General features: G+C 41.6%; 23 protein-coding genes. 5 read left to right on the top strand and 18 right to left on the bottom strand.

Going from position 1 to position 25,387, the window contains the following annotated elements; translation table 11 throughout:
• Positions 1-20: 20 nt before the first annotated feature.
• The 10 genes from OEG80_RS08670 to queC all read right to left on the bottom strand — a co-directional run bounded on the left by OEG80_RS08670 (position 21) and on the right by queC (position 11,785).
• A complete protein-coding gene (locus OEG80_RS08670; protein ID WP_133105161.1) occupies positions 21-773 on the bottom strand; it encodes a TIGR00266 family protein in 753 nt (250 codons plus the stop codon).
• 225 nt (positions 774-998) lie between these two features.
• On the bottom strand, positions 999-1,574 hold the full coding sequence (locus OEG80_RS08665) for a TerD family protein (protein ID WP_149410052.1): 576 nt from the start codon (positions 1,572-1,574) through the stop codon (positions 999-1,001).
• Positions 1,575-2,057: 483 nt separating this feature from the next.
• Positions 2,058-3,125 (bottom strand): DUF475 domain-containing protein, encoded by a 1,068-nt coding sequence (locus OEG80_RS08660; RefSeq protein WP_263240383.1) that lies wholly within the window; start codon positions 3,123-3,125, stop codon positions 2,058-2,060.
• Between the two features lie 273 nt (positions 3,126-3,398).
• Positions 3,399-3,974: a TerD family protein gene (locus OEG80_RS08655; protein WP_011513118.1), complete on the bottom strand. Its 576-nt coding sequence runs from the start codon at positions 3,972-3,974 to the stop codon at positions 3,399-3,401.
• A gap of 276 nt (positions 3,975-4,250) precedes the next feature.
• The gene (gene rlmKL / locus OEG80_RS08650; protein ID WP_263240382.1) at positions 4,251-6,572 is read right to left on the bottom strand and encodes a bifunctional 23S rRNA (guanine(2069)-N(7))-methyltransferase RlmK/23S rRNA (guanine(2445)-N(2))-methyltransferase RlmL; all 2,322 of its coding nucleotides are present in this window, start codon (positions 6,570-6,572) and stop codon (positions 4,251-4,253) included.
• Positions 6,573-6,757: 185 nt separating this feature from the next.
• Positions 6,758-7,951, bottom strand: a complete 1,194-nt coding sequence (locus OEG80_RS08645) for a mechanosensitive ion channel family protein (RefSeq protein ID WP_227673075.1) — start codon at positions 7,949-7,951, stop codon at positions 6,758-6,760.
• A 205-nt stretch (positions 7,952-8,156) separates the two neighbouring features.
• Complete coding sequence (locus OEG80_RS08640) at positions 8,157-9,692, bottom strand: dihydrolipoyl dehydrogenase (protein ID WP_149408779.1); 1,536 nt, start codon at positions 9,690-9,692, stop codon at positions 8,157-8,159.
• 53 nt (positions 9,693-9,745) lie between these two features.
• Positions 9,746-10,243 carry a peroxiredoxin gene (locus OEG80_RS08635; RefSeq protein ID WP_188004052.1) on the bottom strand — a complete coding sequence of 166 codons (498 nt, stop codon included), beginning with the start codon at positions 10,241-10,243 and terminating at the stop codon, positions 9,746-9,748.
• A 161-nt stretch (positions 10,244-10,404) separates the two neighbouring features.
• Entirely contained in the window at positions 10,405-10,734 is a 330-nt protein-coding gene (locus tag OEG80_RS08630; RefSeq protein WP_011513123.1) for a hypothetical protein, read from the bottom strand.
• Between the two features lie 274 nt (positions 10,735-11,008).
• Complete coding sequence (gene queC / locus OEG80_RS08625) at positions 11,009-11,785, bottom strand: 7-cyano-7-deazaguanine synthase QueC (RefSeq protein WP_020443065.1); 777 nt, start codon at positions 11,783-11,785, stop codon at positions 11,009-11,011.
• Between the two features lie 354 nt (positions 11,786-12,139).
• On the opposite strand from queC, the gene ttcA reads away from it, so the two are divergent.
• A complete protein-coding gene (gene ttcA, locus OEG80_RS08620) occupies positions 12,140-13,285 on the top strand; it encodes a tRNA 2-thiocytidine(32) synthetase TtcA (protein ID WP_263240380.1) in 1,146 nt (381 codons plus the stop codon).
• 108 nt (positions 13,286-13,393) lie between these two features.
• On the opposite strand, the gene OEG80_RS08615 is transcribed toward ttcA, so the two are convergent.
• The 6 genes from OEG80_RS08615 to ccoN all read right to left on the bottom strand — a co-directional run bounded on the left by OEG80_RS08615 (position 13,394) and on the right by ccoN (position 19,428).
• A complete protein-coding gene (locus OEG80_RS08615) occupies positions 13,394-13,975 on the bottom strand; it encodes a FixH family protein (RefSeq protein WP_011513126.1) in 582 nt (193 codons plus the stop codon).
• 146 nt (positions 13,976-14,121) lie between these two features.
• Complete coding sequence (ccoG, locus tag OEG80_RS08610; protein WP_020443068.1) at positions 14,122-15,531, bottom strand: cytochrome c oxidase accessory protein CcoG; 1,410 nt, start codon at positions 15,529-15,531, stop codon at positions 14,122-14,124.
• Between the two features lie 440 nt (positions 15,532-15,971).
• On the bottom strand, positions 15,972-17,120 hold the full coding sequence (ccoP, locus tag OEG80_RS08605; RefSeq protein ID WP_011513128.1) for a cytochrome-c oxidase, cbb3-type subunit III: 1,149 nt from the start codon (positions 17,118-17,120) through the stop codon (positions 15,972-15,974).
• Positions 17,120-17,299 (bottom strand): CcoQ/FixQ family Cbb3-type cytochrome c oxidase assembly chaperone, encoded by a 180-nt coding sequence (locus tag OEG80_RS08600; protein ID WP_011513129.1) that lies wholly within the window; start codon positions 17,297-17,299, stop codon positions 17,120-17,122. Before OEG80_RS08600 ends, ccoP begins: the two co-directional genes overlap by 1 nt.
• Positions 17,299-17,937, bottom strand: coding sequence for a cytochrome-c oxidase, cbb3-type subunit II (gene ccoO / locus OEG80_RS08595; protein ID WP_011513130.1), 639 nt, complete (start codon positions 17,935-17,937; stop codon positions 17,299-17,301). Before ccoO ends, OEG80_RS08600 begins: the two co-directional genes overlap by 1 nt.
• 9 nt (positions 17,938-17,946) lie before the next feature.
• Positions 17,947-19,428 carry a cytochrome-c oxidase, cbb3-type subunit I gene (gene ccoN, locus OEG80_RS08590; RefSeq protein ID WP_263240378.1) on the bottom strand — a complete coding sequence of 494 codons (1,482 nt, stop codon included), beginning with the start codon at positions 19,426-19,428 and terminating at the stop codon, positions 17,947-17,949.
• 872 nt (positions 19,429-20,300) lie between these two features.
• Between ccoN and OEG80_RS08585 the strand changes: the two genes are divergently transcribed.
• Positions 20,301-20,690, top strand: coding sequence for a hypothetical protein (locus OEG80_RS08585; RefSeq protein ID WP_011513132.1), 390 nt, complete (start codon positions 20,301-20,303; stop codon positions 20,688-20,690).
• 91 nt (positions 20,691-20,781) lie between these two features.
• Here the strand turns inward: OEG80_RS08585 and OEG80_RS08580 are convergent, their stop codons facing one another.
• Positions 20,782-21,750 (bottom strand): hypothetical protein, encoded by a 969-nt coding sequence (locus OEG80_RS08580; protein ID WP_149408776.1) that lies wholly within the window; start codon positions 21,748-21,750, stop codon positions 20,782-20,784.
• Between the two features lie 449 nt (positions 21,751-22,199).
• Here OEG80_RS08580 and OEG80_RS08575 point away from each other — a divergent pair, with 449 nt between their 5' ends.
• Genes OEG80_RS08575 through OEG80_RS08565 form a run of 3 tightly spaced genes read left to right on the top strand, consistent with a single transcriptional unit; the run spans position 22,200 to position 24,527 of the window.
• On the top strand, positions 22,200-23,435 hold the full coding sequence (locus tag OEG80_RS08575; RefSeq protein WP_011513134.1) for a lipoprotein-releasing ABC transporter permease subunit: 1,236 nt from the start codon (positions 22,200-22,202) through the stop codon (positions 23,433-23,435).
• Positions 23,436-23,479: 44 nt separating this feature from the next.
• Positions 23,480-24,160, top strand: a complete 681-nt coding sequence (gene lolD / locus OEG80_RS08570; RefSeq protein ID WP_011513135.1) for a lipoprotein-releasing ABC transporter ATP-binding protein LolD — start codon at positions 23,480-23,482, stop codon at positions 24,158-24,160.
• Positions 24,161-24,218: 58 nt separating this feature from the next.
• Complete coding sequence (locus tag OEG80_RS08565) at positions 24,219-24,527, top strand: hypothetical protein (protein ID WP_149408775.1); 309 nt, start codon at positions 24,219-24,221, stop codon at positions 24,525-24,527.
• A 9-nt stretch (positions 24,528-24,536) separates the two neighbouring features.
• Here the strand turns inward: OEG80_RS08565 and OEG80_RS08560 are convergent, their stop codons facing one another.
• Positions 24,537-25,130 (bottom strand): DUF2062 domain-containing protein, encoded by a 594-nt coding sequence (locus OEG80_RS08560; RefSeq protein ID WP_011513137.1) that lies wholly within the window; start codon positions 25,128-25,130, stop codon positions 24,537-24,539.
• Positions 25,131-25,387 lie beyond the last annotated feature (257 nt).

The raw sequence follows: 25,387 nt of genomic DNA, 5'->3' as shown, positions 1-25,387 counted from the left end.
AATAGTTGTATGAGAAATTGCTATAAAATATTGCCAAGTAATCCGCTATTGCCGCCACGACCACCTGAACTGGTGCCCAAGATGCTTTGTAGCCATCCTTGATAGCTGTCACGATTGCGTGAGCAAATAATAACTTTGCCTGAGCCTGAAAAGTTGAGTACCATTCCTTCGCCACTGGTGACTGAATTGATAATATTGCTCATAATGCCTTTTTTCTTACTGGTCGATACAGAGAGCTTATAATCAAGCGTTGAATCCCAGCAGACCACATGACCATTATCGATGATGACGTCTTTATCTGGCGTCACATCAATCTCAAATAATGAACCGAAACCCGATACCACTACCTGACCTTGACCTTGTGTCTGCATGACCATAAAGCCGCCAGTATCACCAAAGACTGCGCCACCTAGATTACGTTGAATATTGGCTCTGATATCGACACCGATTTGTGCCGCGACAAAAGCACCATCGCTCAAGGTATATTGATGTTTGCCGCAATCAATGATTTGCATATCGCCATCGAGCGTTGGTGCCAGCAAGCAATCACCTTCACCGTTTACCGCTTCGATTTGCTGTTGAAAAAGTGACTCATCGTTAGCAAAACGGCGCATCAATGACTGCATCAGTCCACCTTGCAATTTACCTTTTAGCTCAAGGTTTGATTCCATCATCACCATGGCGTTGGCTTCGCAATAGATTGAGTCGCCTTTTTTAAGATTACAATGTAAAAAAGGTTCAATAGTACCAATTAAGCTAAACGTTGCAGCCATAGGTCAAAAGTCCTTGTTCTAATATTTTCATGAGTCCATCTGTAGAGGATATAGCAAATAACTTCTGTCAATATCGTTTAGACATTAAATTCATATCCACTTAAATTTAAAGCCATCAAATGTCTTAAATAACACACTTGATGGCTTATAGATCTCGTAAGTAGCTTGTAAATAAATAGTTACTTACGATAGTTGGCTTGCGACACGATTAAGTCAATTAGACGATTAAACGTTGACGCCATAAGAGGCCGCTAATGGTCCAAGACCACCGCTAAAGCCTTGACCAACCGCGCGGAATTTCCAGTCGCCGCTATGACGATATAACTCACCAAAAATCATCGCTGTTTCAGTACTACCGTCTTCTGATAGGTCATAACGAGCGATTTCAGCATCGCCATTGTCGTTCAAAATACGGATATAAGCGTCGCCCACTTGACCGAAGTTTTGGTTACGAGCTTGACCTTCATAAATGATGGCACAGATAGCAACTTTGCTCACGTCAGCTGGAATGCTTGCAAGGTTGATTTTGATTTTTTCATCATCGCCATCACCTTCACCAGTACGGTTATCGCCTGTATGTTCAACCGCGCCATTGTCTGACTTTAAGTTGTTAAAGAAGATAAAATCTTGATCGTTACGTACTTGACCCGCTTCATTGACCAAAAAGCCAATCGCATCTAAGTCAAATTCTTGACCGTCAGTGGCGCGTGGATCCCAGCCTAGACCGACCGTAATATTGGTTAAACCTGGCGCTTCTTTTGATAAGTTTACGTTGCCGCCTTTTGTTAAGCTAATAGCCATGTAAATATCCTTTGGATTAATAATTAAGTGGATTGATTGATAAAAAATGAACTCAAATAGTGCAGTGATCGATATATAGACGTTATGAGAAAAAAATATCTGTACGCCATGTCCTGCATATCATTACGTTTTACTATACTAAGCGTTTGCTTACTAAGCAAGGCGTATTTTGTGCGCTGATGTTATGTTTACTAACAGATATAGCAATTGTGCAAATCTGATACTTTCTAACCGTCCCGATAACAATCATTAAGATATTGTTATCAAAAATGAATTTTTTAGATACTGAAGTTGGTATTAAGGTTGCAATATCGAACCTACCAATGAAACAAAACCTTATGATATGAATTACTCATAAAGTAAAAAAGGTATAAAAAACAGGTCATACCAATCGCTTGATATAACCTGGCATGACTACGATTTTCTACCAAAGCGCTTTTTCTTAATTTGAACGTAGCGTTTAAACGTAAGCTAAAATCAACACTAAGTCATCGCCTTCGCTTGTTGCTTGCGATGCTTAAGTGAAGCAAGCAATGCCCAACCAATAAAGGCAATACCAATCAAACCAGTAATAATCTCTGGTACATGGAATTTCACTGATAGCAGCATAATAATTGCCAAAGCACCAATGGCATAATGCGCACCATGTTCTAGATAGATGAACTCATCAAGTGTGCCTTTGTCTACCAAGAAAATGGTCATCGAACGCACAAACATGGCACCAATCGCCAGACCTAACATAATCACGATAACGTCATTGGTGATTGCAAAGGCGCCAATCACACCATCGAAACTGAATGAAGCATCAAGAACTTCTAAGTATAAGAAACCAATAATACCGCCCTTCATAATCGCGCTGGTCGCTGCGGCGCCTGAACCCTTCTCTTCATTTTCTAAGTCTTCTTCAAGGTCACCCTCGAGCATACCAGAGATAACTTGGACACCAAGATAGACCAAGATACCCCAAACACCCGCAATCAGTACGGCAGAAGCTTGTTCCGCACTTGCCCAAGATACAGCAAACATCAGGACAATAAGTGCAACAAACACGCTCATGGCATCGACTTTGCCAAGCTTTGCTAAGCGGCTCTCAAGCCAGTTAAACCAATGCACTTCTTTATCATCAAAGATAAAGTTTAAGAAGACGAGTAACAAGAAGATACCACCAAAGGCTGAGATTTCAGCATGATGCGCCATCAGTCTTGCTGAGTATTCTTTAGGGTCGTTCAATGCCAGATCTATCACTTGCATCATGCCAAGGTCTGCGGTAACCGCAACGATGACAATTGGGAATACCAAGCGCATACCGAATACAGCAATTAAAATACCAACGGTTAAAAATATCTTTTTCCAAAACTCGTCCCAGCCTTTAAGGACTGAGGCGTTGACCACCGCATTATCAAAGGACAATGAAATCTCCATGACGGCCAAAATAGCAGTAATAGAAAGGGTGGTTATCAAACCGCCCATACCGCCATGTGAATATCCCCACCATGCAGCTACCATCAATGCGATAGCTGTGAAGATGAAGTCTAAATAAAAATGTCTCATGACACATCCTGTCTGGTTGCGTAAAGCTAAGGTTGTCTATTATAGACGCAGCATAAAAAAAGTGGCTATCGCTAGCCACTTTTCCATGTGTGATTTTTAATGAAATATAAAGTATTATCAGTCATTTGGCTATTAAAGATTGTGACTATTTTGCAACCATATTTTACAGCCAATAGTGAGGCATAATGGCTTTAGGTTTTGCACCTACTTATCATCTAATGGATGGTTTTAGCACGGGCTAAATATCGATTTAGATAGTAGTTAACTAACAGTTTAAATAACGACACCATATTGCTGGCACATCGCTTGTAAGCCACCAGAGTAACCTTGACCAACGGCGCGGAATTTCCATTCTGCATTGTGGCGATAGACTTCTCCAAATACCATTGCTGTCTCAACAGAGTAGTCTTCTGCTAAATCAAAACGGACCACTTCAGCACCCGTTTCTTCATTCACAACGCGAATAAAGGCATTAGCAACTTGACCGAAGTTTTGGCTACGAGCCGCTGCATCATGAATAGTGACTGTCACAACGATTTTATCGACATCGGCAGGTACTTGCGTTAGGTTGACTTTGACGACTTCGTCATCACCGTCGCCTTCGCCTGTACGGTTATCACCAGTATGCTCTACTGCGCCATTATCAGACTTGAGTTGGTTGTAAAAGATAAAGTCATGGTCGCCACGTACTTTGCCAGCTGCATTTAATAAGAATACGCTTGCATCAAGATCAAATTCGGCACCAGAAGTTGCACGCTCATCCCAACCAAGACCAATAAGCAGCTTAGTTAAGTTTGGATCCGTTTTGGTTAGCGATAAATTACCGCCTTTGTTTAGAGATAATGCCATGGAATGGTCCTTGTTATTTATTGGAGTAGGGTGGACTGCACGTTCACAACGGTAAAAGTAATAACTGTTTTAAGACCGTCAGTTCAAAATAGTGCTGTGTCGCTTTTGAATGATATTTACCATACCAGCGATAATGGGATTCAATAACGATAAAACGATCACTAGTAGCTCTCTATCATACCAACAAAAAATGACCCAATCAAAGCTGATTGGGTCATTGTTATGTTTTATAGCCAGTTAGGCGTCAAAGCTAAGATTTAGTGTTTGTTATAGACTCTAACGATGACGAATCTCAAAGCTTTGATGAATCGGTTTTTTGATATCAAAATCAAAACCAATGGTTTTTTGGGTGATATCAACGATGTCATAACGTTCAGTTAGCTGCTCATCCAGCTCAAAGCGGGTAAAGTTATTAGAGAAGTATAAAATACCATCTGCTGTTAAGCGGTTCATTGCGCGGTTAATCAGTGCGGCATGATCACGCTGGACATCAAAGGTACCCTGAAACTTTTTAGAGTTTGAAAAGGTTGGCGGATCAATAAAGATAATATCGAATTGTTCCGTATTGTCTTTGATCCACTCAAAAATATCGGCAGCAACGAATTGATATTTATTACCACTGACATTTAACCCATTTAAAGCAAAGTTTTGTTTGCCCCAATCCAGATAGTTCTGTGATAAATCAACGCTGGTGACTTTTTTAGCACCTGCCAATGCCGCATGCACACTCGCCGTACAAGTATAAGCAAATAAGTTCAATACCGATTTATTACGACTGTTGTCTTTGATACGCGCACGCATATTGCGATGGTCAATAAATAGACCCGTATCGAGGTAATCGGTGAAATTGACATAAAGATAAGCACCATCTTCGCGGGCAATATAAAACTTGCCACGCTTTTCGGTATTGCCTTGTTTGCTATATTGATCATTACCAGATTGACGAGCACGGGTTTTAATAAAGATTTGTTCGCGGTTAATACCGAATACTTCACGAATACCCATTAGCGCCAAATTAAAGCGTTTTTTGGCGGTTTCTGGTGGAATAGTTTTCGGCGGCGCGTACTCTTGTACATGGGCATAATCACCATATAAGTCGATTGCCACTTTGAAATCAGGTAAGTCAGCGTTATAAACACGGATATTACTCACGTTGTCTTTTTTAGCCAATTTCTTTAGTCGGGTCAGGTTTTTTTGCAAACGATTGATAAAATCTTGACCGTCTTCAACCTCAATTTCACGTTTCTCAAAACGGCTAACAAGATTCCCTGTCTGACCAGCAATCAAGGTGCCATAGCGGAAATACACGGTAATGGCGCCATTATGACACCGTAACGTTTTTGGCTCTCTAATTGGCAAAATATCGACTTGCTCAACGTGAGATGCCAATATACCAAGCATCGGGTCAATACCACTACCGGCAAAGCTGTCTTGTAAGATAAGCCCAATCGATTGATATAACGGCTTAATCATTTCTTCATCACCCAGACGCTCACCATAAGGTGGGTTGGTGATAATTAAAGGGTTGCTCAAACGACCGTCAGCAACCAAAGGTTTTAAGAGCGTGCTTAGCTGATCAAGGGCGCGCGTTTCGATATCGAGTAGCGGTAACAGGTCTTGTAAACCAGCAGCAATCAGATTCTTTTCTGTGGCAATGATAGCGCCATTATCGGCATCAAATCCAAAGATAAGCGGTAATGTATCTGGCTGCTCATTAGCAATCTCTAAGGCTGCACGGAAACGCGTTTGTGCATCATCAATCATTTCTTGCCATAAAATCTTGTCATGATGCTGCCATTCATAAAAACCAAACTGATTGGCGGCTTTATCGATACCGACGGCATAATCGCAGTGCATGAGGAGCGCTTCAATGATAAAGGTACCAGAGCCACACATAGGATCGATTAGCGCATTATAAAAAGGCGCATCACCTGCTTCGTTTTTCTTATGCCAGCCTGCGCTATAAAGTAGCGCCGCTGCTAAGTTTTCTTTTAGTGGTGCTTCTGTCATTGCAACGCGATAGCCACGGCGATGCAAGCTGGTACCTGACAAATCCAAATATAACTCAGCTTGCTTGTCATTGACGGTCGCAAAAACAGAAAAGTCTGGGTTTTTACTATCGACGTTAGGGCGGCTCTCATACACTTCGTTAAAGGTATCCGCAATCGCATCTTTAATACGTAGCATGGCAAACTGTTGGCTGACAGCCACACGTTTATCAACAGAAAGACGAATCGCAAAGGTTTGCTCTAGGCTAAATTGCTCTGTCCAATTGACCGATTTCGCCAAACCATACAGCTGCTCAGCCACATCATATTCGGCATTGATATTTTTGCGTTTAATCAGCATTAATACGCGCGATGCCACGCGCGACCAAAGACAGATCTTATATAAATCACGCAAGGTACCCGTAACAGCAAGGCGACCGGTACTCTTTATCTCACTTGCAATACCAAAACTGGTCAGCTCAGTCTGTAGCGGTGCTTCTAACCCATCGGCGCAGGTGATGATAAGGTCAAGCGACAATACCTGTGAAGATGCTTGTGAAGATGGTTGCGAAGACGCTGTGGATGAGGCGAGCGCGGTTGTTTCGGTCATACGGATACCTGTGGGCTAAATTGATAAATAGTGCACATCATAAAATAAGATGTTTAACCGCTAATTTTACCATAATTCTATAGCGGATGGTTTAAAGCGCTGATGTTTAAGAAAGCGATGGTTAAAAGATTTCTATTTGAAAGTACTTTTTATGGCATATAAATGCTAAATAAGTTGCAAGGATATTAATGCTGGTCTTTGTTCAGCGCTAATGACTCTGAAACAGTTTGCGCGGTCGTTGCCAATGGCTTGGGTTTGGTCACAATCGGATAGACGTCTTCTCTTGGCATAAGTAAGCGCATATGAGGATAAGGGGTCGAGATATCAGCGGCATCAAAAGCGCGTTTGATATTCTCTCGTAAATCTTCTTTGATTTTGGGCATACGAGCAACTGCCGCTGGTTTGACCCAAAAGCGTACAATAAAATATACGCCATACTCGCCAATCTCTGCCACAGTCGCAGAAGATTCAGGTCGGTTGAGGACAGCCTCACTATCAGACAGTACCTGCAAAATCTCATCACGTGCTTTATCAATATCATCTTCAAAAGCAATACGCATCTGAATATCAAAGCGTATAAAATTTTTGGAGGTCAGGTTGGTAACGACAGAGGAGGCCACATTCGAATTGGGTATGATGACCGTAATATTGTCACGAGTTAAGACGTGGGTCGTACGTAAGGCAATCACCACCACGCGCCCTTCATTGTCATTGATATTGACCCAGTCACCAACTTGAAAGGACTGCTCAAGCAAAATGGTAATACCTGCGATAAAATTGGCAAGCGTTGACTGCGCGGCAAAGCCGACCGCCAAACCAGCAATACCCAAACCTGCCACCAGAGATACAATATCAAAGCCGAACTGAGCCATGACACTGGCAAGCCCTAAGACTAATAGCAGCACAGATAAGATATTTTTAAGCAGCTGCTCAATAGAAGCGTTTAAACCGTAGTGCTGTAGTATTTTATGGACAATTTGTCCCGATGATGTCCATAGCACGTAATATATTCCCGCCCATGTACTGGCTTTGGCAGTGGCTTTAATGGTATCGGGCTCAAAATTCAGCTGACTCATAATAGCAATGACACTGGTCACAGCCCATACATAACGCAAGATTGAGCGGGCAATTTTAGCGCGGCGCTCATTCAGACGAATGCGTGCTTTGCTTTTTTTTAGTACATAAATAGCAAGCCAATACATAAACCCCGATATCGCAAGCAGTATTAGAATTTTGATGCCAGTGCTTACCAGTTCTACTGATTTAGACGACCAATCTAAGGTGCCTTCCTCGATAGAGCCACCAATCGCAAGAAAAAGGCTGGTATGTAGGTCACGAGCAATCTCTTGAAAAAATTCAGTAATACTAGCGATTGCCATTATCTTATCCATGAAAGGTGTGGTTCTAAAAATGTATTACTTTGCACTAATAAGACGTTAACAACATGATTTAAGCGACTTTAACCGTCATCTAATGATATCAATATCAGTATTGAATCAGCTTAAATCATCGCTACAAATCTCACTGACGTTGGCGACAGTCCATATATTTCATTATTTTAAAAAACAGCGTTTTAATAGGCATTTAAGAGTTATTTTTTTGGGTATCAAGCGACTGATACGGTATTTCCATCAAATCCTGAACATCACGCAAGGCGGTACGCAAGCCTTCTAGGATAGTAGGATGGTAAAAAGGCATATCAAGCATGTCTTTAATACTCAAGTCATTAGTAATTGCCATTGCTAAGATATGCCCGATGTATTCTGCATCTGGACCAACCATACTTGCACCTAAGATTCTGTCTGTTTTTTTGCAGCCATAAATATGCAATAGACCACAGTTAACACCCATGACGCGGCTACGACCTTGATTGTCGAAGCTGACTTTCCCAATCACATGCTCAAGTGTTGAATCTTCTTGGATTTCCGGTAAAGACATACCAACATTGACGATTTGTGGTGAGCTAAATACGATGGAAAATGGCGTGGCAGGCGGACGAATATAAGCGTCTTTTTTATTGTCACAGACCATACTGCCGGCGCTAAAACCTTCATCGCTTGCTACATGCAGCAAGGGAATATTAGCATTGGCATCACCAACGATATAAACGTCTAAATCACCGATTTTACCAGTTTTTTTGTCCAGCTGTTGTGGGCGATTTTTTTCATCAAGTTCAACGCCTAGGTTTTCAACACCCAATGCCTCTATATTATTACGTCGACCAGTCGCGACTAGTACGTAATCACCTTGCCATTGTTGCACTTCGCCAGCGCTGTCTTCATAATCAATAAAGGCAACAGTGCTGTTTTTATTTATGCTTTTATCGCTATTTTCATCTGATTTTTGACCGACATCAGTAATTTTGCTGCCCAAGTGCATGGTCAGCTCACGACTTAAGCAATCAATAGCTTTGTTATTGATGTCTTCGTCTTTTAGACCAGCAACGCGTTTGGCGCGATTAAATACCGTTACCTTGACACCCAATCGTGTGAAAGCTTGGGCAAGTTCTAAACCTATCGCACCTGCGCCAATCACAGCCATAGATTTTGGCAAGTCGGCTAACTCAAAGACAGCATCTGAGGTCAGCATAGTATCACCAAGCTTATCTTCCCAGCCATCTGGAATAAAGGTCGAGCTACCAGTGGCGACAATGATTTTATCTGCTTTGATCAATTGATCATTGACCTCAATCAAGCCTTGCTTATTAATATAAGCCCGTCCCGCTATCTTACTATCCTCAGGCCAGCTATCGACTTGTTTTTCGATGTAGCTGGCAAAATGATCACGCTCAGCGCGCACCCGTTCCATCACTTGTTTGCCATCTATGCGAGCAGTGGCATGTACGCCAAACTCAGCAGAATGATTGGCATCATGAGCGCGGTCAGCAGCTGCAATGAGTAGCTTGCTTGGCATGCAACCTACCGCAATACAGGTAGTCGTCCAAAAGCCATCATTGATAATAATGACATCTTCTAAGAATTTTTTTGCTTGGCGAAAAGCGTTTTGTCCGGCAGTCCCAGCACCAATGACCGCAACAGATACCTTGCGAGTCACGTTTTGATGATTGCTATGATCAAAGGGAGCAGAAGAATCAGAGGCGGTATCAGGCTGTTTATTCATAGTATTCTCAAATAAAAATAGTTTTAAGGTTTATCGTAAGATCGATTAGAAGACTAAGGTGCAAGTGTAGTTAATAAACGCTCAGTATAATCCTTTGCTTTAAGGTTACGCTGTGCATGAGTGAGCGTACCATTTTTATCAAAGACAAACGCCGAACGTACAAGACCTAGAGTAATATTGCCATACATGTTCTTTTCTTTAATCACATCAAAATAGTGGCAGAGTTTTTCATCGGCATCACTAATAAGTGGAATATGTAGATTATATTTGCTAATAAAGTTTTCGTGTGATTCAACGCTATCACGTGAGACGCCAATAATGTCGTAACCTAAATCATCAAATTCGTTAAGATGGGCGGTAAACTCAGTTGCTTGTGTGGTACAGCCAGGTGTATTGTCTTTTGGGTAAAAATAAAGGATAAGTCCTTTGCTGGTGTTGGCGACCAGCTCTTTTAGGCTAATATCATCATGAATGAAATGACCATCTAACTCACGTACGATAGTGACTGGAAAATCAGGTAGAGTAATGGTTTCTGTGGTTGGCTTTGCCATCATAAAATCCTTATTTATTTTGATTGCGGTTATATTATTATTGGTCATCCCATTATAGGCAGATTCATAGAAATAAATCCTCGATTTTACACATCACTTATGGATGAGCAACAAAAAAGACTGGCAATGGCCAGTCTTTTATATATCTAAAAATTTGAGGATTAAGCAGGTTTTTGTGGCTGTTTTAAGTCCAAACCAACGGTACACTGTTGCAAATCTTTTTGCATTTTTTTCACATACGAGAGGCTTGATGGGTCTTTTTTACTTTGCGCATAGCTCTCAATCTCCCACATCTGACCAATGGTCATATTGCTACGGACACCGATCGTGCAATCACAAAGCTTGGTTGCAGTGCTCTTGTCAGCGACTTTATATTTGACCGCGCCGTTGACGCAAGTATTGATATTATTCTGCTTAATATCAACAGCGTTCGCTTGTGGCATGGCAAATAGTGCAGCAAGAGCTAGAGGTAGTACTGGCAAAAATTTCATAAATATCCTTTTACATGTGACTGCGATAACTTGAATTTTTTATAAATGAATTAGATTTTGTACAAATGATAAAATATTACTTCTAATAAAATGTTGCTACTTTGATGAGCATTTATATCTTGTGGTAGAGAAAGTGGTTCATACCATAGCAATGATTGTATTTAAAATACAACGGCAGCGTGCTGTGTTAATGCAAGCGAATGTTTCGCCAATGTTTAATTGCCTTTATTTTAAGACCGTTTATTCATTTTCCAAGGCGAAACTTCTAAAATTATTACTGATAATGGGTAGGGTCGGCAACGCCTGCCTGAGCGAACCCTTGACGACGCAGCGCGCAACTGTCACAAACGCCGCAGGCAAGACCATTGGCATCTGCTTGATAACAAGAAATTGTTTGTCCGTAATCAACCCCTAGCGACAGACCCAGCTCGATGGTTTTGGCTTTCGATAATTGTTGTAGCGGGGTTTGAATCGATAAATGATGACCGGTAACGCCCGCTTTGGTAGCAAGATTTGCCATATGTTGGAAAGCGGCAATATACTCAGGACGGCAATCAGGATATCCTGAATAATCGACTGAACTGACACCAATGACGATATGGTTTGAATCGGTTACTTCAGCAACTGCTAGGGCATAAGATAAGAAGATAGTATTGCGCGCTGGCACATAAGTGTTTGGAATCGCGTCATTATCAATCTCATCACGCTTTTTGTCTGGGAATTTATCCGTATCACCATCAGGCACAATCATACTGTGATCCGTTAGTGATGAGCCACCCAGTTGGGCGATATCGATATCAATAATTCGGTGATTAACGCCTGCAGTTTCAGCGATTGCTTTGGCAGCGACCAGCTCACTATTATGACGTTGACCATAATCAAAGCTGACTGCAGTTACTGACGCATAACGGGCCTTTGCCCAATATAAACAAGTCACTGAATCAAGCCCACCTGATAGCAGTACGACCGCATTTTGGCTTTTATGCAGCTCATTTAATTGGGTATCGTTTTCTTGATCAGCAGAAGAGGTTGGCAGAGCAGTATTTGTCATAATGGCATCTATTATTGGTTAGCGAAAAACGCCTATTTTAGCAAAAATTCTACCATTACAGAACCTTGAAAGCAGCATTAAAACATCATGCAAGTAATAGGATAAAGTTTAGGAAATCGATAATTAGTAGCTTTAGATAAGCAGTCACATTTAAGACGATAATTTAATGTCATCTTTTCAATCTGTTAGCAAATTTTGTTATAATCGCTGCTGTTTTAAATCATGTTTGAAGCGTTGCCTTATGAAGCATCATTGTTAGCCATACGCAGATAGCTTTTATTGCAGCCTTTTGAATAAATCGATTGATTATCTCTTTTGAAGTAACGCCATTCTTGTCAAGATATTGAGTAACTTATGACTGCAGCAACCTTATTTACACCATCAATCACGCCTCAGTTTGACAAGGCTTCTATCGATACTAATGTGAATCATCATGATAAAACAACTGATATCGAACAGATGTTATATGATGATGTCGATGACAGAAATGATGATTTTATGGATGAGCAAGCAGATAACATATTGGCTGATACGCAATCACTGACCGAGTCGGCTCACTTTCGGAAATTGCAAAAGAAGCTTCGTCGTCAAGTATCATGGGCGATTCGTGACTTTAATATGATTGAAGATGGCGATGTGGTGATGGTCTGCGTATCAGGCGGTAAAGACAGCTATACGTTGCTCGATATCTTGCTGCTATTAAAACGTATCGCCCCGATTCATTTTGATATCGTTGCCGTCAATCTTGACCAAAAGCAGCCCGGCTATCCAGAAGAAGTACTACCTGCCTATCTAAACGAGCAGGGCATCGCTCATTATATTCTGGAAAAAGATACTTATAGTATTGTCAAAAGTGTGGTGCCAGAAGGGAAAACTTATTGCTCGGCGTGTTCACGTCTGCATCGTGGCTCACTGTATGGTTTCGCTAAACAAATCGGTGCGACCAAGATTGCGCTTGGGCACCATCGCGATGATATGTTGGCGACTTTCTTTTTGAACTTATTCCATGGCGGCGCGTTGAAATCGATGCCGCCCAAATTACTCAGTGATGACAAGCAAAACATGCTCATCCGTCCACTGGCTTATGTGGAAGAAAAAGATATCATTGAATATGCGAACCTAAAAGAATTCCCGATTATTCCGTGTAATCTCTGTGGCAGCCAAACCAATCTGCAACGTGCCATTATCAATGACATGTTACGAGAATGGGACGATGCCCATCCCCAGCGCCTAGCGTCTATTTTTAAAGCGATGCAAAATGTTGCGCCCTCGCAATTGGCAGATAGAGAGCTGTTTGATTTTGAGACATTAAGTCTGGATCGTGACGATAACGAGCGTTTATTTGAAGGCGATAATATCCAAGCGGGGCAAATAGAGAGTCTGGCTGAGATTGGTTTGCCAGTATCACCAGAAACGCAGATATTCAATCCAGACTTTGCTAATGCAGAAAAGGGCAGCCGTGCGCCGAAAAAAATCCCAACGATCAATCCAGTGATTTGATGATTTAATAATTTAATGATCTAATACTGTTTACGCTCTTCAAATAATAAAAACCAGCTCATGATAGGTTCATGGCTGGTTTTTTATTTTAATCATACTTTGAACAGTTTAGCTTTCGCCAAATACTGGTAGAGGATCAAAGCTAACCTCTGATCGTGGTAACTTGGCAACATCTTGCATGCGCCAATCGTCTTTACCTTTATGACTTACTTGTAAATAATATTTTGCTTTAAGAGGATCGATATCTACTTGGGCGCTATATTTATTGCCTTCTAGATGCTTTAACACCGCATCACGGTCTTTTTTAATGTCAGTGGCATGAGATATAGACAAATCCAGTGTTTCAGGATAACTAAGTGGACTGCCATTAATCAGTTTGCCTGACTGCAAACTTTGCTCAGGATAATTCAGATAAAACACAACATCGCCATTATCTGCAAATTGCATTTGTCCATGCAAGTCTAAATCATAGGTCAACTTGTCACGCGACACATCATGATAAAGGGTTTTACCATCCATATACCAGTCGTCGCGTACCACGCTATCACGAATCTGATAAGAGTAATAAACAAACCAGATGCAAGCAATGACGACAAAAGCTGGCATACCAATGACAAAGATAACCACCATGTAGTTTTTGTACCATGGCTGGCTGTCTTGATGCTTAAAATTTGGGGCTGGACTGGACATAACATACCTATTAATCAGATATCTAGTAACCGTATCAACGGATAAAGCTGACAGCCAAAAGCTGCCAAGGTAAGGTAACTCAATAACCAGTGAGCTATCAAGCGCTAACTCACTGGTAGGTATCATTTAACAATGAATGTTAATATTTACTGACCTTGAGTGGTAAAAACATTTTGCTTACTAACATGATATTTGCCGTCTTCACTACTGACATTCAAAGTCACGGGTGTTTGACCAAATTCAATCATATCAGGGTCGCCATAGATACTAACTGGCATATCAAAGCTTTCACCGGCATCTAACGGCACATCGTTAAAGCGAATCTCCAAGCTCAAACCCTCTTGCGGTGCGAGCGTTATTTTATAAGTATGGGCATCTTGGGTTTTATTGGTCAGCTTAACGATATAACTGTTTTCAATCATGCCTTGCTGATTCAATGAAGACAACTGATTGCGGTCACGCCGTATATCAATCTCTAATGGCACACGGTCATTCAAAGCGTATAAAACACCGCCACAAAGTATCGTGAGAAGTGCTAAGTAAGCGAAGAAACGAGGGCGAAAGACACGGCTCTTCTCTTTTTCAGCCAATTGACGCTCTGTGGTATAACGGATAAGTCCGCGTGGATAGCCCACTTTATCCATTATCTCATTACAAGCATCCACACAGGCGGCGCACTGAATACAAGCTACTTGTAATCCATCACGAATATCAATCCCAGTAGGGCAGACCTGTACACACATCTGACACTCGATACAGTCGCCTAAATTATCAGGGTTGGTGCCTTTTTTGCGAGCACCGCGAGGCTCGCCGCGCTCATAATCATAAGAAACCACTAAGGTATCTTTATCAAACATCACACTTTGAAAACGACCATAAGGGCAGATTTGGATACACATCTGCTCGCGCATATAACCTGCATTGACGTAGGTCGAAAACGCAAAAATAAATACTGATACCCAAATCCACGTCGCCCAATCAGGGAAGGGGATAAAACCAATCATCTGCCAGCTATTGTATAGAGCATCTGTACCGGATACATAACTTACAAAGGTCGTGGCGGTAATCATGGAAAACACAAACCAGATGAAATATATCAAGAAGCGTTTAAACACCTTGGTTGCGCTCATTGGTTCTTTATCAAACTTAATGCGTTTATTACGATCGCCAATCACCCATTTTTCTACATATTGAAATAAATGCGTCCAAATGGTCTGGGGACAAGCATAGCCACACCAAACTCGCCCTGCATAGACTGTTACCATAAATAAGGCGAAGGCTGCAATGATAGCAAAGGCGGCAATAAAATAAAAATCCTGCGTCAAAAATGTCATGCCAAAAATATAATAATGCTGGGATGGCACATCAAACCAAATAGCTTGTCGTCCGTTATAGCGTAACCAGGGCAACAGCAAAAACGCCGCTAAAAGTGCATACATCGTAATAACACGAATGTTTTGATAGAAACCAGTCACAAATCGTGGATGGACACGATGCTTGGTAGCATCAAGATCTACTTGCTGTACAGGGATTTTATTAGATTGTGGTGCTGACATAAACGTGCCTCTTTAAAAAAAGAATCAGTCTGCTGGCATGGGTAACAAACATCTATTATAAAAATAAGATAGGTGGATGTGCGGTGTTATCAATGTCAGTAAGTAGAGAGATAAAAATTAAAATGCCTTTAATTCGTCTACCAAATGAGGGATGATCAATAATTGGCAAAAAAGCTGAAATGGCTCTGTCACCAATGTCTTATGGTCTAACTATTTTAACATTCTCCCTACTATAAATGGGGTGAGAGTGTTAAAAAGCAATATCTATATGAGGGCTATTACGCTACAAATAGTAGTACTGCTAAAAGCCATAATTGATGACAAAGCTTAAATATTTTTAATAAAAAAGAGAGGACTGTAATGACAGACCTCCCTTTATCTAAATCTACTCGTCAATGAGATAGCTGCTAACCAAGTAACTATAGTTAAAATTAACCGTATTAGTTAACCGTCTTCTCTGTACTTACCACTTGTTTTGGCATTGCAGCAGCAACAGAAGTTGCCTTAGCAGCAGGTTGAACAGTTCTATCTGATAATGAATATACGTAGGCCGCAAGCAACATAATACGTTCATTACCTAGCTTGGTTTCCCACTCAGGCATCACACCTGCACGACCATAACGTAATGTTTCTCGAATAGTCTCGCGATCGCCACCATATAACCAGATATTATCTGTTAAGTTTGGCGCACCCGCTGAAATCATACCTTTACCCTCTGGACCATGACAAAGCACACAGTTGGTAGGTTCTTTAAAGATAGCTTCACCTTGAGCAACTTGGGCTTTATCAAGCTCGTAACCGGGTTGGTTACCAGATAGTGACAACACATATTCAGAAACAGCACGAATACCATCTTCACCAAGTTGATCACGCCATGCAGCCATACCGCCGACGCGACCATTATGTAACGTCGTTAAGATGTTTGACGCTTCGCCGCCATATAACCAATCATTATCGGTTAGATTTGGATAACCTGTAGCACCTTTGGCGTTTGAGCCATGACAGACCGCACAGTTCTGTAAGAACAAGCGACTACCGACTTTTAACGCATTCGGGTTTTCAGATAACTTTTCTACATAAGGTGACAGTTCTGCAATTTTCTCATCAATTTGAGCTTGCAGATCTGCAGGCGGCTTTTCACTACGACGCATAGTCGCTTGCATCTCAGACAAGCTGGCTAGGGTCTTAGTAGCACCGCTGGCATCTGCTTTTGCCAAAATGTTTTTCTCAAAGTTATCCGTAAATACTTTGTTGTTACTCTCAAGCTCACTGTAAAGCTCGTTTTTAGAAGTCCATGGCAAAGTTTTGCCATCGACTTCTACGGTTGTGATGCCTTCCCATTTTGAGGGGAAAATACCTGGAAAGAACACCCAGTAAGCAACACCCCAAATGATTGATCCAAAAAATATCACTAGCCACCATTTAGGCAGCGCTTTATCATATTCTCGAATACCGTCGTATTCATGCCCTGTGGTACCATCGTCTTCTACTTCTGGTTTGAATTTTAAGACCATTAGTAAAATACCGAGGATAAACGCCCAGCACATGATACTTAGTATAGTTATCCAAGAACTCCAAAAGAATGTCATCATTTATCCTTATCGCGCTGCTCGTCAGACAGAGATTTGATATCCTCGTCATCAAGCGCAAGTTGTGCATCTTCTTCGAAGCGTTTTTTGTTTTTTGGCGAATACGCCCACCATGCAACACCTACGAAGGCAATAAAGGCAGAAACGGTCGCAATTGTTTGTAATTCACCAATACCCATTAGCGCTGTCCTTCCATTGCGGTACCTAACTGCTGAAGGTAGGCAACCAAAGCATCAAGCTCAGTAGCACCAAGCACAGCATCTGGAGCGCCTTCGATATCTTCTTCAGTATAAGGCACACCGAAGCGATCACGGAAGAGACGCATTTTGGCTTGAACATTAGAACCATTCACTTCATTGGTCGCAAGCCATGGGAAACCAGGCATGACTGATTCAGGCACTAATGAACGTGGATCAATCAGATGTTGTCTTTGCCAATCTTCAGAATAACGTCCGCCCACACGTGCTAAATCAGGACCAGTACGTTTTGAGCCCCAAAGAAAAGGGTGATCCCACGTTGATTCGGCAGCACGTGAATATGGTCCATAACGCTCAACTTCAGCACGTAATGGACGTACCATTTGGGTGTGGCAGACATGACAACCTTCACGAATGTAGATGTCACGACCTTCAAATTCAAGCGCAGTCCAAGGCTCCATAGAAGGGAGAGGAGTGTTCACACCACCTTCTTCAGCACCTCTATAATCGTATATCAGCGGTACAATCTCAACGAGCGTTGCAAAGCTAATAGCGATAACGATACCGATGACCAACAAGCCTGTATTTTTTTCAATAATTTCATGCGGTGTACCAGCCATGATCGCTCCTTATACTTTAGCTGTCGAGATTTGATCGACACTAGGTTCATGATCAGTCGGATCAGCAATGTCTACTGGCTTACCTTCTGGCATCTTGATTGTTCTATAGACATTATATGCCATTACAAACATACCAGATACATACAGAAGACCACCAAACGCACGACCAATATATGGGAAATGCGAGAACTCAACGGTATCAACAAAGCTGTATACCAAAGTACCATCAGGGTTGGTCGCAAGCCACATCATGCCTTGGCCAATACCTGAAATCCACATAGATACGATATAGAAGATGGTACCTGCTGTTGCTAGCCAGAAATGCGTTGTGATCAAGCTGATAGAATACATTTTTGGCTTGTTATAAATACGTGGTAACAGTACATATAGCGAACCAATGGTAATCATACCAACCCAGCCAAGCGCACCTGAGTGTACGTGACCAACTGTCCAATCCGTATTATGCGATAGCGCATTGACTGTTTTAATAGACATCATTGGACCTTCAAACGTCGACATGGCATAGAATGACAAAGCGACAATCATAAAGCGAATGATCGGATCGGTACGTAGCTTATCCCAACTACCTGAAAGCGTTAGTACACCGTTAATCATACCACCCCAAGATGGAGCAAATAGAATAATAGAGAATACCATTGCTAATGACTGCGTCCAATCTGGAAGCGCTGAATAATGCAAATGGTGACCACCAGCCCACATGTATGAAGCAATCAATGCCCAAAAGTGAACGATAGACAAACGGTAAGAATAAATTGGGCGACCAATCTGTACTGGCACGAAATAATACATCATGCCTAAGAAAGCAGCCGTCAGATAGAAGCCTACCGCATTATGCCCATACCACCACTGCACCATGGCATCGGTTGCACCGCCAAATAGCGAGTAAGACTTAAATGCACTAACAGGAATCGCCATGCTATTTACAATATGCAGTAGCGCAATCGTAATAATAAAGGCAGCAAAGAACCAGTTAGCCACATAGATATGTGACGTTTTACGCTTAATTAGTGTACCGAAGAAGACAATAGCATAAGATATCCATACCAATGCGATAAGGATGTCAATCGGCCATTCAAGCTCAGCGTATTCTTTAGCCGAGGTTAAACCTAATGGTAAGGTGATAACAGCCGATACGATAACCGTCTGCCAACCCCAAAAGGTAAACCAAGCTAAGTAAGGCGCAAATAATCTTGTCTTACAAGTACGCTGAACGATGTAATAAGACGTTGCGAACAAGGCTGAGCCACCGAACGCAAAAATAACCGCATTGGTGTGCAGTGGTCTTAAACGACTAAAAGTCAGCCATGGAATGTCAAAATTGAGTGCTGGCCATGCTAACTGAGAAGCAATGAACACACCAATACTCATGCCGACGATGCCCCATACCACGGCCATAACCGTAAAGAATCTTACGATAGTAATTTCATATTCACGGTCAATGGGGGCGAGTGCTGTGTTTTGTAAACTCATTGGATGATTCCTTTACAGCCCGAATTATCAACAGAATTAACTAACATGCCATGTCATCTAGATCATGATAAAGATCATAACCAAACAATGGCTTTGGTAAAGGCTGTTTTCACTCGTCTTATCAGGCTGACGGTATTAACTATCAAGCTAAGCATGGCCTAGATATCAGTGATTGCTGATGGGTAGAGAGCAGTACTAAAGCGGACTGCCCGCGAAGCTGATTGATAGTAGGATTGTTAATATATTGTCAGGTTTAATAAGAAAATGTGCCGTTCTCGAGCATCAAACATCTATTGAGGCTGAGTATTTATCTTAATTGTCACTGCTAAAAGCCGTACAAACCAAGATAAATACTGATGTTCAACCGGTGATAAGAAGGTATCGACCGTCAATGTATGCTAGCGATAGCTGACAAAAAAACATATTTACGTAATGTTTAGTTAAAACTCCCGACTCTGTTTAAGGGTATTGTAACGCAAACCTAATCAAATATCATCAGAACTATGCGCCAAAATACAAACTCTTTAGTAAAATCTTAGCAAGCAACTTATCACTGCTACGCTATCCGCTTATTTTATACCCAATTTCATGACTATTCTATAGATGAAAAAAGATAGTATTCACAAGTTTGTATGGACCAACTATGAACAAGGTTTTGTAACAATTTTATTATTTGTTCTACAAATAAGTTTTACTTATTGTAAAGTCGCATCTTATAATGCCACTGAGCAGCATCCATAATAAAGTGCTTATTATATAAAATAGTCACCTTGTAGTAGTAAGTTTTTTGGCATTTAACTGGCTGTTAGGTTGGAGCACGAAGGGTGCTGACCTAGCACTGATTAACAACAATAGGTATTAAGGATAATAATATGGCAGTTTTTTTGACAGATGAATGGTTTGAGCAAGTTGAGCAAATGGGTCAAGAAGCAGGTGAGCTTAATTTGCCGCCTGCACTTGCGAATATGATCGTCAATCTAAAAGTATCTGATAGCGATCAAGACATCGAAGCCAACTTTGCAAACGGTCTATTACATCGCGGCTTAAACGATGGAGCGACCACCACGTTATTGCTTGATCGTAGTATCCTACAATCCATCATCACTGATTTCGATACCAATGAAATCATGGGCGCCTTTATGGGTGGCAAAATTCGTGTCGAAGGCGATATGTCACAGTTGATGGCAGTACAGACGGCTCGTCCAAGTGCTGAGCAAAAAGCGCTTTATAGCAATATTAAGTCAATGACTACAATGGCTTAGAGTCATTATTAATTTAATCGTATTTAGACAAATAAAAAGCCCCTAAAATCAATTAGGGGCTTTTTATTTGTCTAAAATAATCTAAATCTGACTAGCTGGCTTTCGATTGTACTACTTGCTGATTTTCTTTATAAATGGCAGCTTGTAGCCATACGTTTGCTTGTACGTAATCATGAACGTTAATAGAGGCAGTATCAGGTGTTTTTAGCGCCCCAATACGCATCACAAACGGATCAGCATCTTGTTCGCGCAGTACCACCACATCAAACAGAATAATCGTTTTACCATTAAATAAGGTTTCTTGCTTGCCCAGTACTTGACCTTGACACCACGCTTCGTCTTCCTGCCCTAACGTATCGCCAAACAAATAAGCACACATATGACCCAGATTGATCTCGACCGGCGCCATTTGTTCTTTGGTTTCTGGTTGCCATGCTTTGATTTGTTCTTGTAGGTCATCCGGCATCTTTCCATCGTTTGCCGCGACGATATCATTGAAAGCACGGTGATAGCGTATCGCTTCTTGGTCTTCTACTTTGATGACTTCATTTTGTTCACTGATTTTGATCTCATGTGCCCATGCGCTAAAGTTCACAAAATAGCTGGTATCACGTTGGTATAAATGACGATTAGCAGTATATAGCTGATCAAAAGCATAGATGATGCTGCCATCAGTGGTACGTAAGCGTAATACGGCATCGTGTGAGTTGTCATTGACAATCATACGCTCGATTTTACAGCTCAATCCATATGGGCTGTCGACACAAGGATAGGCATTGATAAAGCATTCAGGCTTGCCACCCTTCATTGCCAGTACTTGATTGATATGACAAGGCTGGTTCTCAGATAGCAATAAACAGCTGTCTTTGGCACTGACATCGGTATTAAGGCCTTTAGGCATCGCTGCTTTTTCAATCATCTGTTGTAACCATTCAGGTACATCATGACTCATGTCATCAGTCAGAATACGCCAATGGTCACCGTGACCAGCTGATTGCTCATCAGTTAAGGTGATTTTGGTAGGAGATTGGATGTTTTTATATTGATAATTAATGGTCATGAAAATACTCAAACTTAAGTCAGCCATGAGGTTTGGGTCTGAAACTGTGATCGCTGAGTACCATGTGCCACTTTAAAAGAGGGGTTTATGATGGTCAGCAATGCCGTCAGTAAAGAGGCAACAAACAACAATGAGGGGTTAATGACAATTGTCCTTAGCATACAATATATAGGTATAGACACAGAGAATAGCAAGTCTGTTATAAAAAATAATCATAAAACCGCATTTTTTATTATAAAATCTGGACAGTTTTCGGTAATGACTGGCACCTGTTAGCCAAATTGTGTCAAACTAGCTCCCTTTTGACAGCCACATTTGGCTTGTCTTACACCCTGTTTTTGTGTTCGATTGATATGTTTTTGTGGCAGCTGCAAAAGTGTGATGCAATTGCCGCTATTTGTTTTGTAACCTACATAAAGTCGCACGTAGATAAGATAAAGAGTTTGAATATGTTTCGTCCTTTAGCGTTATTTATCGGCTTACGGTATACCCGAGCAGAACGTAGTAATGGTTTTATCTCTTTTATATCACTGATCTCAATGATTGGTCTGACGCTTGGCGTGGCAGTATTGATTACCGTACTGTCGGTCATGAACGGCTTCGATCGTGAGCTAAAAACGCGTATTTTGGGTATGGTACCGCAAGCGACTGTCACATCAACCGAGATTATCGGTGATTGGAAACAAGTCGCTGATAAGATTAAAGAAGATCCGGAAGTGGTTGCAGTTGCGCCTTTTATCCAGTTGCAAGGTATGTTGACCTCGAATGGTCAGGTAGCTGGCATCATGGTGACAGGTGTTGATCCTGAGTATGAGAAAAACGTTTCTATCATCAATGAGCATATGGTAGAAGGCAATATTGATACGCTAAAGAATGGCGAGTTCGGTATTGTGCTTGGTGAAGGTATGGTGCAATCACTAGGACTGCAATTGGGTGACAAAGTCACTCTCGTGCTGCCAGAAGCATCACCATCACCTGCTGGCGTGATACCACGCTTTAAACGCTTTACCTTGACTGGTATATTCTCTATCAGTCCAGAAGTGGACAGTCTCATGGCATTTATTCCAATGGGCGATGCGGCAAAATTACTGCGTTTACCAGAGGGCGCCCAAGGTATCCGTATGAAGCTTCATGATATCTTTACAGCGCCAATGGCAGCACAAAAAGCGGCTGCGATTGCGCCAGAGCAATTATATCCTAGTGATTGGACCCAGACGCATGGCAATCTATTTGGTGCTATCCAAATGGAAAAAGCCATGGTTGGCTTGCTACTGTTCTTAATTATCCTCGTGGCAGCTTTTAATATTGTTTCAAGTTTAGTGATGCTAGTCACAGATAAAAAAGCAGACATCGCTATCTTAAAAACTTTTGGCGCCTCTCCGCGTCTGATTACCCAAGTTTTTATGGTACAAGGTGTAGTGATTGGTTTTATTGGTACCATTGCAGGTACGATATTGGGCGTGATATTTGCATTAACGGTCAGTGATATTTTGGGCTTTATCAATAATAGCTTTGGTCTAAATTTATTTGATGCCTATTTTGTGAACTATCTACCATCGCAGCTGCGTTTGGCAGATGTGGTATTGATTACCAGTGCGTCATTTATATTGAGCTTTTTGGCGACCATTTATCCAGCACGCCGAGCGGCTAAAATTCAGCCTGCACAAACGCTGCGTTACGAGTAATTTACAGGCGTTAATGCCGTTATAAATAAAATAAAGGAAGCATTATGTCTGCTATCTTAAAAGCGACCAATATTAATAAGATATACGATGAAGGCGCTGTGAGCACCCAAGTCTTGACCGGTTTGGATTTGACTGTCACCGCCGGTGAGCGTATCGCTATCGTTGGTACCAGTGGCTCAGGAAAGAGTACTTTGCTCCATCTGCTTGGCGGACTTGATACGCCAACCAGCGGTGAAGTTTGGTTGCATGGTCAGTTGTTAAACAGTATGAATGAGACCGAACGCGGTGCGATGCGTAATAAGCATTTGGGATTTATTTATCAGTTTCATCATCTATTGGCTGAATTTACTGCCATTGAAAACGTTGCCATGCCACTATTGATGCGCCCAGAAGTATCGACGGCTGAAGCGCGTCAGCAAGCCATCGATATTTTAAACAGTGTTGGTCTTGAGCATCGTTTGGCTCATAGACCGGGTGAGTTGTCGGGTGGTGAGCGTCAGCGCGTGGCGATTGCGCGTGCTTTAGTCACCAAACCGTCGCTTATCTTGGCAGATGAGCCAACAGGTAACCTAGATTATGATAACGCACAAAGCGTTTTTGGATTATTATCAGAGCTGCAAAGTACGATGCAAACGGCACTATTGATGGTCACTCATGATCGAAATCTAGCGGCGCTTGCTGATCGTCAGCTGCTTTTACGTAATGGTCATTGGGAAAATTATTAAAATATAATAGGAAAGGACTGCAAGATAGCAGTCTATTGATTGAGTAAGGATAAATATAATGGATAAAGATAACGACCCGATTGCTGCTTTTGGCAGTATTGAAGAAGGCGATGAGCCACTAAACCTTTATATGGATACCGCGTTATTTGATACGCTCGATAAACAAGGTCAAATAGATTTACTGACGCCCGTTTTCGATCGTATTACTTTGGCAGGTGTTGATTTTGATTTAAAGGTTCAAGACAGTGCGACAGGTAAGCGTTATGTATTGCTCAAAAACGAAGAAGTGGTTGAAGTTTTTGTGATGGATAATAAGCTCACTGACAACATCCTTAATGCTATTGAAGCAAATAGAGATGAGGATTAATAGCATTTATTAAAGTTCGGGCGGCTTATCTAAAGAGCTAAGCTGCCTTTTTTGCCAACTCGTGACAGTCTTATAGCGCCAAATGGCTTTAAACGCTAAGCCGCAGACGATGCTTGTAATAATGGCTAAGATAGTCAGACCTAGGCAAAATGCGGTCAAGGACACAGTGCCTTTATAAGTAATAAAGGGGTTGGCGCCGTCCGATATAATCCATAAACTTAAGTCAGAGATCATCCTGCCGATCGTGCGCAAGCTAATCATCGGCAAATCGAGTATTTCGGCACCGATATAGTATCCAGCGTAAAATACCGGTAAGGTGGTGAGTGGATTGGTAATCCATGTTAAGCCCAGTGCCATAGGGACATTGGCACGGAAAATAAGCGCACCAATCAATGCTAATAACATCTGTCCTGGCAATGGAAAAAAGGCACTCAGCACGCCGATATAGACGGCTTTATTTAAGCTATGGCGATTAAAATGCCACAATCGTGGGTCAGAAAGTTGCGGCGCAAACAGTTTTAATGTGCGACTTTCTAACACTTTCTCAGGGGTAGGTAATAAGTCTTTTAAACGTTTTTTTGGCACAGATTTGCCTTTACTCATTGTCCGCAGCCCGCTCAATCATAATAATAGGCAGATAGGCAGTCATGTTATTGATAAAAGTATAGATAAGAATTCTATCAGAAAAACGTAAAAAGAACGTTAGACAATCACCATCCTAGTGTGTGCAATTAGTATAGGATAATATCCGGATAAATACCATGGCTTGATGTAGTGGTATTTAGCGCCAAGGTAATAGAGCAAGCACATTACGGTTTTTTAGTGGATGCTATATATTATTTCAAATATCACGCAAGGAG

Source organism: Psychrobacter sp. SC65A.3 (assembly GCF_025642195.1).
Taxonomy (GTDB): domain Bacteria; phylum Pseudomonadota; class Gammaproteobacteria; order Pseudomonadales; family Moraxellaceae; genus Psychrobacter; species Psychrobacter cryohalolentis.
This window is presented reverse-complemented; position numbering and strand designations above follow the sequence as displayed.

Excerpts from the sequence above, each read along its gene's own strand:
- OEG80_RS08670 (WP_133105161.1), bottom strand. The coding sequence starts at position 773 with ATGGCTGCAACGTTTAGCTTAATTGGTACTATTGAACCTTTTTTACAT.
- OEG80_RS08665 (WP_149410052.1), bottom strand. The coding sequence starts at position 1,574 with ATGGCTATTAGCTTAACAAAAGGCGGCAACGTAAACTTATCAAAAGAA.
- OEG80_RS08660 (WP_263240383.1), bottom strand. The coding sequence starts at position 3,125 with ATGAGACATTTTTATTTAGACTTCATCTTCACAGCTATCGCATTGATG.
- OEG80_RS08655 (WP_011513118.1), bottom strand. The coding sequence starts at position 3,974 with ATGGCATTATCTCTAAACAAAGGCGGTAATTTATCGCTAACCAAAACG.
- rlmKL (WP_263240382.1), bottom strand. The coding sequence starts at position 6,572 with ATGACCGAAACAACCGCGCTCGCCTCATCCACAGCGTCTTCGCAACCA.
- OEG80_RS08645 (WP_227673075.1), bottom strand. The coding sequence starts at position 7,951 with ATGGCAATCGCTAGTATTACTGAATTTTTTCAAGAGATTGCTCGTGAC.
- OEG80_RS08640 (WP_149408779.1), bottom strand. The coding sequence starts at position 9,692 with ATGAATAAACAGCCTGATACCGCCTCTGATTCTTCTGCTCCCTTTGAT.
- OEG80_RS08635 (WP_188004052.1), bottom strand. The coding sequence starts at position 10,243 with ATGGCAAAGCCAACCACAGAAACCATTACTCTACCTGATTTTCCAGTC.
- OEG80_RS08630 (WP_011513123.1), bottom strand. The coding sequence starts at position 10,734 with ATGAAATTTTTGCCAGTACTACCTCTAGCTCTTGCTGCACTATTTGCC.
- queC (WP_020443065.1), bottom strand. The coding sequence starts at position 11,785 with ATGACAAATACTGCTCTGCCAACCTCTTCTGCTGATCAAGAAAACGAT.
- ttcA (WP_263240380.1), top strand. The coding sequence starts at position 12,140 with ATGACTGCAGCAACCTTATTTACACCATCAATCACGCCTCAGTTTGAC.
- OEG80_RS08615 (WP_011513126.1), bottom strand. The coding sequence starts at position 13,975 with ATGTCCAGTCCAGCCCCAAATTTTAAGCATCAAGACAGCCAGCCATGG.
- ccoG (WP_020443068.1), bottom strand. The coding sequence starts at position 15,531 with ATGTCAGCACCACAATCTAATAAAATCCCTGTACAGCAAGTAGATCTT.
- ccoP (WP_011513128.1), bottom strand. The coding sequence starts at position 17,120 with ATGACATTCTTTTGGAGTTCTTGGATAACTATACTAAGTATCATGTGC.
- OEG80_RS08600 (WP_011513129.1), bottom strand. The coding sequence starts at position 17,299 with ATGGGTATTGGTGAATTACAAACAATTGCGACCGTTTCTGCCTTTATT.
- ccoO (WP_011513130.1), bottom strand. The coding sequence starts at position 17,937 with ATGGCTGGTACACCGCATGAAATTATTGAAAAAAATACAGGCTTGTTG.
- ccoN (WP_263240378.1), bottom strand. The coding sequence starts at position 19,428 with ATGAGTTTACAAAACACAGCACTCGCCCCCATTGACCGTGAATATGAA.
- OEG80_RS08585 (WP_011513132.1), top strand. The coding sequence starts at position 20,301 with ATGGCAGTTTTTTTGACAGATGAATGGTTTGAGCAAGTTGAGCAAATG.
- OEG80_RS08580 (WP_149408776.1), bottom strand. The coding sequence starts at position 21,750 with ATGACCATTAATTATCAATATAAAAACATCCAATCTCCTACCAAAATC.
- OEG80_RS08575 (WP_011513134.1), top strand. The coding sequence starts at position 22,200 with ATGTTTCGTCCTTTAGCGTTATTTATCGGCTTACGGTATACCCGAGCA.
- lolD (WP_011513135.1), top strand. The coding sequence starts at position 23,480 with ATGTCTGCTATCTTAAAAGCGACCAATATTAATAAGATATACGATGAA.
- OEG80_RS08565 (WP_149408775.1), top strand. The coding sequence starts at position 24,219 with ATGGATAAAGATAACGACCCGATTGCTGCTTTTGGCAGTATTGAAGAA.
- OEG80_RS08560 (WP_011513137.1), bottom strand. The coding sequence starts at position 25,130 with ATGAGTAAAGGCAAATCTGTGCCAAAAAAACGTTTAAAAGACTTATTA.